This window comes from Parablautia muri (genome assembly GCF_009917485.1).
In the GTDB taxonomy this organism is placed as follows: Bacteria; Bacillota; Clostridia; order Lachnospirales; family Lachnospiraceae; genus Suilimivivens; species Suilimivivens muri.
This window is the reverse complement of the sequence record NZ_QZDT01000007.1, coordinates 101,090-116,312: the sequence shown is the minus strand read 5'-3', so window position 1 is coordinate 116,312 and position 15,223 is coordinate 101,090. Positions and strand designations below refer to the sequence as shown.

The 15,223-nt window shown below is 44.1% G+C and carries 11 protein-coding genes; 4 read left to right on the top strand and 7 right to left on the bottom strand.

The annotated features are described in order from the left end of the window. Positions 1–38 precede the first annotated feature (38 nt). The 4 genes from D5281_RS06875 to D5281_RS06860 form a co-directional block, all read right to left on the bottom strand. Positions 39–263: a hypothetical protein gene (locus D5281_RS06875; protein ID WP_160559430.1), complete on the bottom strand. Its 225-nt coding sequence runs from the start codon at positions 261–263 to the stop codon at positions 39–41. A gap of 79 nt (positions 264–342) precedes the next feature. Continuing rightward, complete coding sequence (locus D5281_RS06870; RefSeq protein WP_160559429.1) at positions 343–2,136, bottom strand: glycoside hydrolase family 2 protein; 1,794 nt, start codon at positions 2,134–2,136, stop codon at positions 343–345. 170 nt (positions 2,137–2,306) lie between these two features. After that, positions 2,307–3,599, bottom strand: a complete 1,293-nt coding sequence (locus D5281_RS06865) for an O-acetylhomoserine aminocarboxypropyltransferase/cysteine synthase family protein (protein WP_160559428.1) — start codon at positions 3,597–3,599, stop codon at positions 2,307–2,309. Positions 3,600–3,660: 61 nt separating this feature from the next. Next, entirely contained in the window at positions 3,661–6,051 is a 2,391-nt protein-coding gene (locus D5281_RS06860) for a Tex family protein (protein ID WP_160559427.1), read from the bottom strand. 180 nt (positions 6,052–6,231) lie between these two features. Here D5281_RS06860 and D5281_RS06855 point away from each other — a divergent pair, with 180 nt between their 5' ends. The 4 genes from D5281_RS06855 (at position 6,232) to D5281_RS06840 (ending at position 9,370) form a co-directional block, all read left to right on the top strand. Then, positions 6,232–6,690 (top strand): hypothetical protein, encoded by a 459-nt coding sequence (locus tag D5281_RS06855; RefSeq protein ID WP_160559426.1) that lies wholly within the window; start codon positions 6,232–6,234, stop codon positions 6,688–6,690. Between the two features lie 342 nt (positions 6,691–7,032). Beyond that, positions 7,033–7,545, top strand: coding sequence for a hypothetical protein (locus D5281_RS06850; protein WP_330584870.1), 513 nt, complete (start codon positions 7,033–7,035; stop codon positions 7,543–7,545). A gap of 66 nt (positions 7,546–7,611) precedes the next feature. Beyond that, a complete protein-coding gene (locus D5281_RS06845; RefSeq protein ID WP_160559425.1) occupies positions 7,612–8,373 on the top strand; it encodes a DUF975 family protein in 762 nt (253 codons plus the stop codon). Positions 8,374–9,160: 787 nt separating this feature from the next. Beyond that, complete coding sequence (locus tag D5281_RS06840; RefSeq protein ID WP_160559424.1) at positions 9,161–9,370, top strand: hypothetical protein; 210 nt, start codon at positions 9,161–9,163, stop codon at positions 9,368–9,370. Positions 9,371–9,675: 305 nt separating this feature from the next. Here D5281_RS06840 and prfB read toward each other — a convergent pair. From prfB to D5281_RS06825, 3 genes are all read right to left on the bottom strand, one after another. Then, positions 9,676–10,795, bottom strand: a protein-coding gene (gene prfB, locus D5281_RS06835; protein ID WP_334296609.1) for a peptide chain release factor 2 whose coding sequence is annotated in 2 segments (ribosomal slippage) — positions 9,676–10,719 and positions 10,721–10,795 — 1,119 coding nt in all. Because the reading frame shifts where the segments join, the coding sequence is not laid out codon by codon here. A gap of 338 nt (positions 10,796–11,133) precedes the next feature. Beyond that, positions 11,134–13,698 carry a preprotein translocase subunit SecA gene (secA, locus tag D5281_RS06830; protein WP_160559423.1) on the bottom strand — a complete coding sequence of 855 codons (2,565 nt, stop codon included), beginning with the start codon at positions 13,696–13,698 and terminating at the stop codon, positions 11,134–11,136. Between the two features lie 411 nt (positions 13,699–14,109). After that, a complete protein-coding gene (locus D5281_RS06825; protein WP_160559422.1) occupies positions 14,110–15,111 on the bottom strand; it encodes a dihydroxyacetone kinase subunit DhaK in 1,002 nt (333 codons plus the stop codon). Positions 15,112–15,223: the final 112 nt, after the last annotated feature.

The following is a 15,223-nucleotide window of genomic DNA, read 5'->3' as shown; positions in this document are numbered from 1 at the left end:
CGCTGATTTTTACCAGCGGACCGTAATATTTTTAAAAATCAGCCTATATTCTGCTCTGCAAGCAGCCCTTCAATTTCTCCGGGCGATGAAACGGAATTTACAATTTTAGCTACCTCATCATTGGATTTTGCATCTTTACACCGTAAAATAATTTCTTCCTTCTCTGCCTCGCTTAAGCTCTCATACCTACGCTTTCCACGATCGTCCGCCACAAGCTCCATACCAAATCCCAGAGGCAGATTGGCATATCCATCATTCATCATCTGTCCTCACCTCCAAGATTATTATGAGGACACAGACAAATTTTTATGCCAAATTAAAATTTGTAAATATTGGACGAATTTAATTCATTTTCCTCCAGTATCCTACTTGCCGTTCATTGATTTCTCTGATGGTTTCAGGCTCCACCTTATAATTTCTATCTATATCCATTAAGCCATTTATTTCCTGCTGTACATCTGTAACCTGTGTGTAACAGTAACCGCATACATAGGGAATTTCTTTTATTGCAGTTGTTATTTTATCAAAGCGTCCGATAAAGTCTTCCTTTGTGTTCACTTTATCGCCATATCCCCAGCCGGTATCATTGTCAAAAGCAATTCCGCCAAACTCGCTGATGATAACAGGCTGCCCTATATACTCATAGCCATTTGCCATCGCCGATTTAAAGCCACAATGATATATTTCTGATGAAAGAATTTCTTCCTTCAAATTCACATACCGGTCCTTCAAAACCTCTCCCGCTTCTTCATAGTCATGTAAGGTAATAATGTCAGAAATCGTATGCTCCCACCCGTCATTTACGACAACCGGACGATATGGGTCAACACTTTTTGTCAAATAATAGATTGCTTCTGTAAAGTGCTGCTGTGCCTGCCTGGTCTTCACCTGACTGATTCCCCAGGATTCATTAAAAGGCGTCCAGGTGATGATACAAGGATGATTATAATTTTGGTCTACAATCTCCATCCATTCTCTGGTAAATTCAAAGACCGCATAATCGGAAAAATCATAAGCGGACGCCATTTCACTCCACACCAGCATACCCTTCACATCACACCAGTACAGGAATCGCTCATCCTCGGTTTTCTGGTGTTTTCTAAGGCCGTTATATCCCAGCTCATGAATTTTATCAATATCCTCTACCAGCGCCTCCTCGCTCGGCGGTGTCAGATGAGAATCTTTCCAATAGCCCTGGTCCAAAATCAATCTCTGATACAAAGGACTTCCATTCAAAAGAATGTTATTCCCATCAATACGTATTTCCCTCATGGCGAAATAGGATTTAATTTCATCCATCACCTCCATATCCCTTATCAGACGGAAGGAAATGTCATACAGGTTTGCCTCCTCAGGGCTCCACGTCTTTACAATCCATGCATAACTACCGTTCTTTTTCGCCACATCCACTTTCACACATGTATGTTCCGAAACAACCGCCGTGTAAACCTTATTGATAAATTCCCCATCAAAGGTGACGGTAGCCTCCACACCAAGGCATCCATCCCACATACTTTCCGGCGCATCCACCTGGTACTCCACTTCCAGGCACGACTCATTCATAACTGGTGTCATTTTAACGCTTTTGAGACTGACTTTTGGCACATATTCGCTCCATACGCTTTTCCAGATCCCGGTGGTCTGTACATACCAGCACTGGTAACTGTCCATCTGCCAACGCTGCTTTCCTCTGGGCTGCTGCATGTCAAAGGAATCCTCCACCTTCACAACAAGCTGGTTTTCTCCATCTTTCACCAGATCCGTGATATCGAAGGAAAATCTTGCATAGCCGCCTCTATGGCTGCCAGCCATCTGTCCGTTTACCCACAAGGTGGTCAAAAAATCACTTCCCTCAAAATGGATCACATAATTTTCTTTTTCTAGCCTGTCACCGTCTACCTGTATCTTTTTTCCATACCAGATATGGTCATGGCGGCTCTCGTCCTGAATGCCGCTCAGCTTAGTTTCATAAGTAAAGGGCACCTGTATTTTATGCTCTCCATCAAAGCCCTCATACCATTTTTCTTTTTCCCCTTTATTGGCATCATCAAACCGAAACTCCCATGTGCCATTTAAGTTTTCCCAGTTATTTCTCACAAACTGTGGGCGCGGATAATCTTTTACATAACATTTCATGTGTTATTTAACTCCTTTTTTTTGATGGCAACCAGCTTTTAACAACTCATTTGGAAAAATCCTCGAACCCAAAAAAATTTGACTCTGCACACATCCGCTTGACTTGTTACTTGTAAAATTCAAATACATCGCAGCCCCTTAGCTCATTGCCGTGGGGATAAACCACATTTTTAAATGGCCGCAAGCGCCTGTGTCAAGTCCGCAATCAAATCTTCCTTATCCTCAAGTCCACAGGAAATACGAATCAGTCCTGCCGGAACGCCTGCGGCAAGGAGCTGCTCCTCTGTCATCTGCCGATGGGTGGAGGTTGCCGGATTTAAGCAGCATGTCCTTGCGTCCGCCACATGGGTTTCAATTGCAGCCAGTTTTAAATGTTTCATAAAGGTTTCCGCCGCGCTGCGTCCGCCCTTTAATTCAAAGGACACCACGCCGCATCCTCCTTTCGGCATATACTTTCTAGCAATCTCGTAATACTTATCTCCCTCAAGTCCCGGATAATTCACATAAGACACCTGGGGCTGCTTACTTAAAAACTCCGCCACCGCCTGTCCGTTTTCTACATGGCGGGGCATTCTCACATGCAGGGATTCCAGTCCAAGGTTTAAGATATAAGCACTTTGAGGGGACTGCACACATCCAAGATCACGCATCAGCTGAGAGGTGCATTTCGTAATAAAGGCCCCTTCCCTCCCGAATTTCTCCGCATAAGTAATCCCATGATAGGATTCATCCGGCGTGCAAAGTCCCGGAAACTTATCCTTATATGCCATCCAATCAAATTTGCCTGCATCCACGATCGCGCCTCCCACAGCCGCCCCATGCCCGTCCATATATTTGGTGGTGGAATGGGTGACAATATCCGCTCCCCACTCAATAGGCCGGCAGTTGACTGGCGTTGGAAAGGTGTTGTCTACAAGTAAGGGCACCCCATGCTTATGCGCCGCTTTCGCAAATTTTTCGATATCCAGCACGGTAAGCGCCGGATTTGCGATGGATTCGCCAAATACAGCCCTTGTATTTTCCTTAAAGGCGTCATCTAGCTCCTCGGGTGTACAATCGGGCGAGACAAAAGTTGTTTCAATCCCCATCTTAGCCATGGTTACGGAAATCAGATTAAAGGTACCGCCATAAATGGAGGAGGAAGACACAATATGACTTCCACACTCACAGATATTAAACAGCGCAAAGAAATTGGCCGCCTGTCCGGAAGATGTAAGCATTGCCGCGCTCCCGCCCTCTAATTGAGCTATTTTCGCCGCCACATAATCGTTGGTGGGATTTTGCAGTCTGGAATAAAAATATCCATTAGCCTCTAAGTCAAAGAGCTTACCCATATCCTCGCTGGTTGCATATTTAAATGTGGTAGACTGAATAATCGGTATCTGGCGCGGTTCCCCGTTTCCCGGCGTATATCCTGCCTGTACGCATTTTGTATCTATTTTATAATCCTTATAGTCGCTCAATCAAATCCTTCCTTTCTATCCGAAGGCTCCTGTTGTAACAGTTCAGCCTTCGGCTTTGCTGTTACGAAATCTGCCCATTTTGATTTATCTTCATGGTAAGCCCGATTCTTTTTTTGGCCACATCCACCGTGAGTACCTGCACGTCCACAATATCCCCTACACGCACAGCCTCTAAAGGATGCTTGATAAAGCGGTCCGTGATTTGGGAAATATGGACCAGCCCGTCCTGGTGAACGCCTATATCTACAAATACACCAAAATCAATGACATTGCGGACAGTTCCCTTCAAAATCATGCCCGGTTTTAAATCCTTCATATCCAGCACATCGCTTCTTAAAATAGGAGCCGGCATATTTTCTCTTGGGTCTCTTGAGGGCTTTTCCAGTTCTTTTAAGATATCGGTAAGCGTAATCTCTCCAATTCCAAGTTCTTCCGCCATCTGTTTTTTATTCTTGATTTTTTTCTCCAATGTGCCTACTGCTGCGGTCCGGGCCGTCTCACCTGCTACTGCCTCCTGCAGCCCCTTTCCATTTTCCCCTGCAGGCTCCGAAGATAGCCTCGTCATATCACCCATGGCTGCTGCCAATGCTTTTCCCATAGCCGTATTGGTATTGCGGATCACAATTCTCTGCTGCTTTCCCTTTGTTTCCTTTCTGGGCACAGGCGCCTCTTTTTTAACGCTGCCCGCACTTTGAGCTGCCTGTTTCTGGGCTTTACGCACATCCTCCATGGTAAGTCCCATTTTCTCTAAAAGCTTAAGGGCCGCCTCATAAGATTCAGGATGGACGCTGGTGGCGTCTAAAGGATTATCCCCATCTAAAATTCTTAAAAACCCGGCGCACTGCTCATAGGCCTTGGGACCTAATTTAGATACCTTAAGTAGCTGGGCCCTGTTGACAAAGCGTCCATTCTGCTCCCTGTAATCCACGATATTTTTGGCAATGGTTTTGGAAATGCCGGAAATATATCCTAACAGGGATGCGGAAGCAGTGTTCAAGTCCACGCCAACCTTATTGACACAGTCTTCCACCACGCCTTCGAGAGTTTCCCCAAGCTTTTTCTGGTTCATATCATGCTGGTACTGCCCTACTCCAATGGACTTAGGGTCAATCTTTACAAGCTCCGCCAAAGGATCCTGCAGTCTTCTTGCAATAGAAGCCGCGCTTCTTTGTCCAACGTCAAAATTAGGGAACTCCTCCGTAGCCAGCTTACTTGCGGAATAAACCGATGCGCCCGCCTCATTTACAATTACATACTGGACAGGGGTATCAAGTTCTTTTAACAGCTCCACAATCACCTGCTCCGACTCTCTGGACGCCGTTCCGTTTCCCACACTAATCAGAGAAACCCCATATTTTTTGATAATCTTCTTTAACTCCGCTTTGGATTCCTCCACTTTATTCTGGGGCGCCGTGGGATAAATCACTTTGGTGTCCAGCACTTTTCCTGTGGCATCCACCACCGCCAGCTTACAGCCTGTCCGGAAAGCCGGATCCCATCCAAGCACCACCTTCCCTGCAATTGGAGGCTGCATCAAAAGCTGCTCTAAGTTCTTTCCAAAAACGGAAATAGCCCCGTCCTCCGCTTTTTCCGTGAGCTCATTTCTGATTTCACGCTCAATCGCCGGTGCAATCAGCCTGTCATAGGCGTCCTGTATCACTTCCTGCAAAACCGGCGTTGTAAATTCATTGTCCTTCGTAATGATCTTTTTCGCTAAGTAGGTCAGGATTCTCTCTGTGGGCGCCGCCACCTTCACTGTCAGGAACTTTTCATTTTCCCCTCTGTTTAGCGCCAGCACACGATGACCTGCCATCTTCTTTAAAGGCTCCTCATAAGTATAATACATTTCATAGACGCTCTGGGCCTTTTCATCCTTTGCCGCGCTGGTGAGCATCCCTTCTTCCATGGTAATGCTGCGGATATACATGCGGTAGTCCGCTTCATCGGAAATCATTTCCGCAATGATGTCCTTTGCTCCCTGCAAAGCCTCCTTCGTATCCTTTACTTCCTTTTCCTCACTGACATATTTTTCCGCTTCCTTCTCAAGAGGCCCATCCGCATCCTGCCTCAAAATATACTCCGCCAGCCCTTCTAAGCCCTTTTCCTTTGCCACACTGGCCCTTGTCTTTCTCTTTGGCCTGTAAGGGCGGTATAAATCTTCAACTACTACAAGGGTTTCTGCTGCCTGAATCTTAAGCTTAAGTTCTTCGGTCAGTTTTCCCTGCTCCTCTATACTTCCGATTACCTGCTCCTTCTTTTCTTCCAGATTCCGTAAATAATTAAGCCTCTCATAAAGATTTCGCAGCACTTCATCGTTCAAAGAACCTGTTGCCTCTTTGCGGTAACGTGAAATAAAGGGAATCGTATTTCCCTCGTCAATCAGCTTTACAGCTGCCTCCACCTGCCACTTTTCAACCTTAAGTTCTTCTTTTAACTTCAGTAAAATATCCATACTTCCCATCCTCACATTTGATTCTGTTATTAAAACCCGGCAGCAGCATCTGCCAGATCAACTCCTGTTTATTATAGTGGATAAGCATATACTTTTTCAAGAAAGATTTGTATTATCACAAAGAAAGTGCTACTATATTACTGTAATAAAACTAAAAAGCATACTTAAAGGTGAAAATCCATGGAATATAATTCAAACAACAATCCATATACCCAGCCGGGAGGCAATTATTACCCGAACGGCCAGATGCAGTCTATCCGTAACCCCGGGAAGGCTATGGCAACTGCCTCCATGATTTTAGGAATCGTCAGTATATTTAGTATGCTGACCGTTTATATTCCCATTATCAGTGGCAGCCTGGCCATCGTTTTGGCCATCCTTTCCAAAGGATATGGGAAAAAGATGCTGCCAAGCGCTAAGGTTGGCGTTGGAACCGGTATCGGCGGAATTGTGCTCATTTTTTCCATTGTTGTTACTTTAGTTGGGATGATTTTATCCTTGAGCAGGGATGACCTTATCACCTTCGGCAGGCAGATGGATCAACAATTTGAACGCCAGACAGGTCAGGAGCTTGAAGATGTTTTCGGGCAGTCTTATGAAGATATTATGGAACAATATGCCGAACTTATGGGTAAATAGTGTGAGAAGTACTTCTAGCCACTCACAGCAGGGGCTGTTTCGTGGAGAAGTACTAAGTCTCACACAGGAGAATGCCTAAAATACGGGCATTCTCCACACCGATTTGAGATTCCGCAAAGCGGAATCATGGAGGTTAGGGTGAAAAGAAGTTCTAAAGCTCATAGCAGAGGCTGTTTCGCTAAGAACTTTTAGGGTGTGTAAGCAAACATCTTCACACTTAAGAGAATGCTCTGGAAAACAGGTATTCTTTAAATAGATTTGAGCGTTGGCAACGCAGATATAATAAAGGTCAGTGTAAAAGTATAAAAGATTTTTATAATATAATAGAAAAGGATAGAAGATATGGTCACAGGCATTTACAACAATATGAATCCATATACAAACGGATACACAATAACTCCTGGTACCCCAGGCCGGTCAAATACTGCCTCCGAGATGGGAAAGATAATTGCCAATCCAGGTGAATCCACCAAGGTTTCCCCTGGCAGGAAATCCTCTCCTGCTGAGTGCGAAACCTGTAAAAACCGTAAATATCAGGACGGCTCCGATGAAATGGTTTCCTTTAAGTCGGCTGCACATATTTCTCCACAGGCTTCTGCCTCCCGTGTCAGGGCCCATGAACAGGAGCACGTAAGCAATGCCTTCCGCGATGCTGCTAAGAAAGATGGTAAAGTACTTGCCGCCAATGTTTCCTTAAAGACGGCCATCTGCCCTGAGTGCGGCCGAAGCTATGTGGCCGGCGGAACCACTGCAACTAAAATACAATATTCCAACGAAGACAATCCTTACACCCAAAACCGCAAGGCCTTGGATTCCCTTTCATTCCTTGGGCGTAATTTGGATATGGCCGTATAGTTCAGCTTATTTATATAAAAATTTGTGTTGTACCTAGCTTAATAGCGTACAAGAACGGGAGAATTTATGAATCAATATTTATCTTCTGCCAGCCTTAAGGCTCTGGCAAAAGGTCAACTGCTTGGAAAATATGGAACTGTTATCGGCGCCTATCTGCTTCATTTTCTCTGCACAATACCAGTCGGCATGGCAATTACTTTATTTACCAGCACCGATACCATTCCAGGCATATTTATTTACTGCGTTGCACTGTTTCTCTTTGGTCTGCTTTCCGGCTATTTCATTGCGGGAGAAACTTATATTTACTTAAAAATCGCCTGCAATCAAACGCCCTTTGTAAGCGACCTGTTTCATTTTTTCCGGGGAGATACTTTCAAGCTGTTTCAAATACAGGCAGTTTTGACCGTCATCAATATCCTTTGCTCACTGCCGTCCCTGCTTGTAAGCAATCATATCAATCAGTCCCTTTTATCCTTTGATATGAATGCGGCTGCCACAGGTGCTTTGCCGGTAAATGCTTCGCTGTTTTTGGTTTATATCATATTATATCTAGCAGGTACTATTATCAATTTTTATGTACAGTCCCTGCTCTTTTCACAGGTATTTTACCTTATGCTGGATTTTCCTGAATATACAGCGCCCGAATTGCTTCAAAGAAGCATGCGCCTTATGAAAGGCAACAAAGGAAGATTGTTATATGTTACCTTGTCCTTTGTACCTTTGATTCTTTTAGGGGCACTCTCCTTTGGTATTGCGTTTCTTTGGCTTCTTCCTTATATGGAAGCTGTGTATGCGAATTTTTATTTGGATTTAATCAGAAAGAAATAAAACTTTGCGAAAGCCATCCATTGATAAATTTCGTAATACCCTTTCGGGTCTTGCGCCTGGCGGGATTGCTGCCAAGCCATGCTGCCATCTTTTTAAGCTCCTGCTCTACGTCTACAGCCTGGTAGGTTTCCTTCCTGAGGGCTATCTTGTCCAGGGGGGGACATCATAAAACGATTTGTCATTCAGTGGCAGCTTTATACCGCTTGGGTCTGGTAGTCGGCTTGTCCGGCTCCGGATAGAAAAACCTGTAAGGATAATAGGCAAAGTGGTGGAGCTAAGAAGAAAATTTTAAAAACAAGATAAGGCGCACCATGACAACATAACATGCCTCACAGGGCAGCCGATAGGGCGGCTATGCACCCGTTCCGAGTCTTGTCGGAAAGGGGGATGCTTATGAGTACATATGAAGAATTTATGGTAATCCTGACCATAGGTCTTTTGATTGTCGCTATTCTGAATTTGAAAAATAAGTAAAGCCGCTCTGTCCTGGTAAGATAAGCGGCTTTACTTTAATACGTTATATCGCCGGAACGGGAAGACTTGACCTTCCTTATCGGCTGTCTTGTTAAACATATTATAACCAATATACAAAAATCTGTCAAACGTAAAAACCACCCTGATGTTGCCAGCACCAGAGCGGCCCAGATGCTATTAACAGAATGTACCTGCTATAGAATCAATCTAACACTGATACTATAGCAATTTCGGTACATCCATGCAATAGAGTGTATTTTTTTTACCCATTTTTAAGGGGCTACCGCCATGCCACGTGGTAGCGCAATGAACCATGATAGCTCTTGCAGAATATAACAGAAATCCTTACAGCATTACAGACTGGAATATAACCTTCTCACAGCTCTATGAGAAGTTCTATAAAAATAAATATGAACTTAGCGGAAAGACCTATTCCCAGAGCTCCATGACCTGTACCAAGTCCGCTTACAGCTATTGCAGTACATTATATAACCTTACTTATCCAAAATACGTGGCTTTGTAGAGTATAGGCTTGCTGCCAACAATGGAATACTGTTTTCTCTAAATGAAAAGCCTATAACTGTTAACAGATATACACAGATATTCAAAAAGGCTCTTAAATCCACATGCTTCTAAGTCCCTGACAACACGTACTTACACCCATAAAAGCATTGAAGAATTAAGACAGGCTATTGAAATGATATAACCCCCTACATTGCTATTTGTAGAGGGTTATATTTTGTCACTAACGTGTCACTAGTGGGGTACAAAACACCATATTTTTATTAAAATACAAACGTGGAAAAACCGCATAAAATAAGGCTTCTTTTAATGATTTTGCTCTTTTAAATTTATCCATTTTAAATAAGCATTAATCAACGGATCAAGCGCTCCATCCATTACAGCGTCCACATTACCTGTCTCTGCGTTCGTCCTATGATCCTTCACCATCGTGTAGGGCTGCATCACATAAGACCGGATTTGATTTCCCCACCCAATATCCTTAACTTCCCCACGGATATCCGAAAGTTTCTCCGCATTGGCCTCCTTCTTTAAAAGATATAATCTGGCCTTCAGCATCTGCATTGCCTTATCCTTATTCTGGAACTGGGAGCGTTCATTTTGGCACTGCACCACGATTCCCGTTGGGATATGGGTGATACGGATAGCGGAAGATGTCTTATTAATATGCTGCCCCCCTGCACCGCTGCTTCGATAAGTGTCAATGCGTAAATCGTCTTCATTGATTTCCACATCCACATCCTCCTCAATATCCGGCATCACATCCAATGATACAAAGGAAGTCTGGCGCTTGCCCTGGGCATTAAAAGGAGAAATACGCACCAACCTGTGCACGCCTTTTTCTGATTTCAGATAGCCGTACGCATTGGTTCCATTTACCTGAAAAGTCACTGATTTGATGCCGGCTTCATCTCCGTCCAGATAATCCAGCACCTCCACGGTAAACCCCTTGCGCTCCGCCCATCTGGTATACATACGGTAAAGCATGGAACACCAGTCGCAGCTCTCCGTTCCTCCTGCACCTGCATTGAGCTTGAGGATGGCATTGTAGCTGTCATATTCTTCCGAGAGCAATGTGCCGATTCGGATATTCTCAAAGGCTTCGATAAACTCATCTAACTCTGCGCGGATATCGGCCGCTAATTGGGCGTCTTCTTCCTCATATCCCATCTCAATCAGTGTTTCAATATCCTCATACTGACCCTCAAGTCCCTGTATGGTTTCTACCGTGTCCTTTAAATTCTTCAGTTCTTTCATTTTCCGGTTGGAACGATCCGGGTCATCCCAAAATCCGGGTGCCTCCATTTCACGTTCCAGTTCTTCAATTTTCTTTGACTTATTTACTAAGTCAAAGTGAATCCCTCACTTCCGCTAAAGGATTCTTGTAAGTTTGCAGCTCAGATTTCATCTGATCTAATTCTACCACCTTGCGTCACCTCTTTCTTTTTATGATTTTATCATCCTGCCTCCAAGCTGCCGCTTTGCGGCAACTAAAATTCGGACGAAGAATGCCTGTTTTACGGCAACATAAATTCATTGGAAGAATATCTATTTTTCAAGGCATCTTCTAAGTATGAAGTTTTGAAAATTCTTAAATAGCATTTTCCCATCTTAGAACTTTTCTTCACCCTAACCTCCATGATTTCGCTTTGCGGAATCTCAAATCAGAATGAAAAATGCCGCCTTTTAGGCATTTTTCCGGGTGAAACTTAGAAGTTCTTAGCGAAACAGCCTCTGCTGTGAGCTTTAGAACTTCTTTTCACCCTACTTTCTTCCGCAGCATTGTTTATATTTTTTGCCGCTGCCACAGGGACAGGGGTCATTGGGATAAATTTTAGCGCTTTCCCGTTTCACCGGCCCTTTTGCCACAGAGTCATCCTTATTGGTGCCAGTCACTTTGGCAACCTGTTCTCTTTCCACTTTCTGTTCTACTCTTACGTGGAACAGGACGCGTATTGTCTCCTCCCGGATGTTCTGCGTCATTTCATCGAACATTTCATAACCGCTGAGCTTATATTCCACAAGCGGGTCTCGCTGTCCATAGGCTTGCAGACCTACTCCCTGGCGAAGCTGCTCCATATCATCAATATGGTCCATCCACTTCCTGTCAATCACCTTAAGCAGAATCACACGCTCTAACTCGCGGATTGCCTCCGGCTCCGGAAATTCTGCTTCCTTTGCCTCATATAGCTTAACAGCCTCCTCTTTCAGCTGGTGCTTTAACGCATTTTTCTTCGGCGTATTGATACGCCCCCGGTTAATAGGCCGCAGTGGTATGGTTGGGAGAAGAAGGGTGTTTAATTCCTCCAAATTCCAGTCATCATAATCCGTATCATCACCAATTACGATATCCACGGCATTTTCCGTGATATCCGTAATCATCTTGTAAATGGCATCCCGCATGCTCTCACCGTCAAGTACACGGCGTCTTTCTTCGTAAATAATTTCTCTCTGCTCGTTCATGACCTGATCATACTCAAGCAGGTTCTTACGGATGCCAAAGTTATTATTCTCTATCTTCTTCTGGGCGGACTCAATGGCGTTGCTTAAAGTCTTATGTTCAATTTCCTGATTTTCAGGAATGCCCAGCGCATTGAACATAGTAATCATCCGCTCGGAGCCGAACAGACGCATCAAATCATCTTCAAGGGAAATATAAAACTTAGACTCACCCGGGTCACCCTGACGGCCTGAACGGCCTCTTAGCTGGTTGTCAATACGTCTGGACTCATGGCGCTCCGTACCTATAATCTTAAGGCCTCCGGCCTCCCTTGCCGCGTCATCTAACTTAATATCCGTACCACGGCCCGCCATGTTGGTTGCGATAGTGACAGCTCCATGGATACCCGCGTCCGCCACAATCTCAGCCTCTAACTCATGGAACTTGGCATTTAAAACCTTGTGCTGAATCCCCTGCTTGGTAAGCAGTCTGCTCAGTTCCTCTGATGCCTCAATGGTAATCGTACCTACCAGCACAGGCTGTCCTTTTGCGCGGGATTCCTTCACTGCCTCTACAATCGCGTGTAGTTTTTCTTTTCTTGTTTTATACACAGCATCCTGCTGATCTTTCCTTGCAACAGGTCTGTTGGTGGGTATTTCGATTACATCCATTCCGTAAATATCACGAAATTCTCGCTCCTCCGTGAGCGCCGTACCTGTCATACCTGCTTTTTTGTCAAATTTATTAAAAAAGTTCTGGAAGGTGATGGTTGCAAGGGTCTTGCTCTCCCGCTTTACCTTCACATGCTCTTTTGCCTCAATAGCCTGATGCAGACCGTCCGAATAACGCCGCCCCGGCATAATACGTCCGGTAAATTCATCTACAATCAGCACCTGGTCATCCTTCACCACATAATCCTGGTCACGGAACATAAGGTTGTTCGCCCGTAGGGCTAATGTGATGTTGTGCTGAATTTCTATATTTTCCGGGTCCGCCAGATTTTCGATCTGGAAGAATTTTTCCACCTTTTCAACGCCCTGGGCGGTCAGGTTAACCACCTTGTCCTTCTCATTGACAATGAAATCGCCTGTCTCCTCCCGCTCCACTCCCATGATAGCGTCCATCTTGCTTAAGTCTTCCATATCCTCGCCACGTTTCATCTGTTTGGCAAGTATATCGCATACCTCATAGAGCTTCGTGGATTTCCCGCTTTGTCCGGATATAATAAGAGGAGTTCTGGCCTCGTCAATCAGCACCGAGTCCACCTCATCAATTATCGCATAATGCAGGCCTCTAAGAACAAGCTGCGCTTTATAAATAACCATATTGTCGCGCAGATAATCAAATCCCAGCTCATTATTGGTCACGTAGGTGATATCACAGCCGTACGCCTCCCGTCTTTCCTCGGCTTTCATGCTGTTTAACACCACCCCGACGGTAAGCCCTAAAAATTTATGAACTTCTCCCATCCATTCCGCATCACGCTTAGCAAGGTAATCATTGACGGTAACAATATGTACCCCTTTTCCCTCCAAAGCGTTCAGATAGGCCGGCAGCGTAGCCACCAGCGTCTTTCCTTCACCGGTTTTCATTTCCGAAATACGGCCCTGGTGGAGAATAATGCCGCCAATCAGCTGAACACGGTAATGCTCCATATTCAACACCCTCTTAGCTGCCTCCCGCACCGCCGCAAAAGCCTCCGGCAAAATGTCGTCTAAGGTTTCTCCTTCCTTAAGGCGCTTTTTAAATTCTTCCGTTTTTCCCGTAAGCTCCGCATCTGATAATGCCTGCATGGAAGGCCGCAGGTTTTCAATCGCCTGCACGGTTTCTTCAATACGCTTTAATTCTCTTTCACTATGGGTGCCAAATACTTTTTGGAATAAATTCATTTTAATCCCCCGTTCTTACCGATAACCTGAAAATTTGGGCGTAAGCACAAACAGTTTATTGACAATTCATAAAAACTGCAACCCCTATTGTAACAGATTTACAGTTTTTATTCAACTATTCAAATATTATCATTTTATAAAAACGTAACCGTTTAGCCTGCGCCATTCGCCAAGGCATCTGCGGCTTCAGTTTACATAAATAATTACAAAAGATAGTGGATATTTTATGTATATTTTTAACGATGTGCCTTTCTTGCCTGATGCACAAAGATGTGTGTCAGAGGAATATAAAAAGAAATTAATTTTCTATCAGTGTTTGGGACTGTCGGAAACCCGACAGTCCCTTGTAGTTTAAAAATCATTTTACAACAGATTCCATTAGAAAGGATGAGAAAAAGGTATTGTAAAAAGTTACAGTTTACACTGGATTCCACAGCAGCAGGGCGCATCCCAAAGAGTCTTACAATCATCGTCAACTTTACATAAAGATACTGATAAGCCGCCTAACTCCTGTGTAGTCAGACAACTGCCACAGAATCCATCATAAACATGGATTTTTTTCGACTCTAAATACTCTGCCGCATCCTTATAAAACAAAGATAATTCCATCATTGTAGTTGAACCCAGTCCATTTATAAACAGTAAAACATCGTCTTCCGGCTTATAAGGAAGATCCTCAATTAAAATATCACAAACAATTCTAGCCAGATCTTTTGACTTTTGCATTGGGATTCGGTTTGCTCCACCCCCTTCGCCATGAACTCCCATGCCAAGTTCAATTTCATCTTCTGGCAAGGAGCTGATATCTAGTCCGGTAAGCGGATGAGTACATTTTGTAAAAGCTACGCTATATGTCCGTGTTGCATCTCTGACTTTTTCAAACAAGGAAACCGCTTCATCGATACTTCCCCCTTTTTCTAAAAAAGCACCTACAATTTTTGTATAAAACAGCATCCCACCCATGCCCCTTCGTTCTTCTTCCATCCCCTTAGGTGCAGAGGCAACATCATCATAAAATAAAACCTTGTGTACATCAATTCCTTTTTCCAGTGCGTCCGTGTATGCCAAATTAGCGTTTAAAGCATCTCCCGCATGGTTTTGAACAGCCAATAAGATTGGACTTCCATCATCGATGTATTCCAGCGCCTCCAAAATTTTATCGCTAGATGGAGCGCTGAAAACTTCCCCGACAACGTTCATGTCTAACATTCCTGGGCCAACCCATCCAATAACAGCCGGCTCGTGCCCTGCACCATTCCCCAAAACAAATTTTACCTTGCCTTTTTCCTTTCTGTTTTTACGGACAATCATATGCGAGTTCGGCACCAGCTCAATAATATTTTTATTCGCCATAGCATATCCCAATAAGGCGTCATTTACCAGATCGTCAGGTCTATTTATTAATTTTTTCATTGTCATAACCTTTCCTTTCTAAATTATTCAGTATTTTCATACATCCTGACATGCCGTCTTGCGGCACAACCAACACATGAACTATTTGAGATGAAAATATTTTCTTAAATGG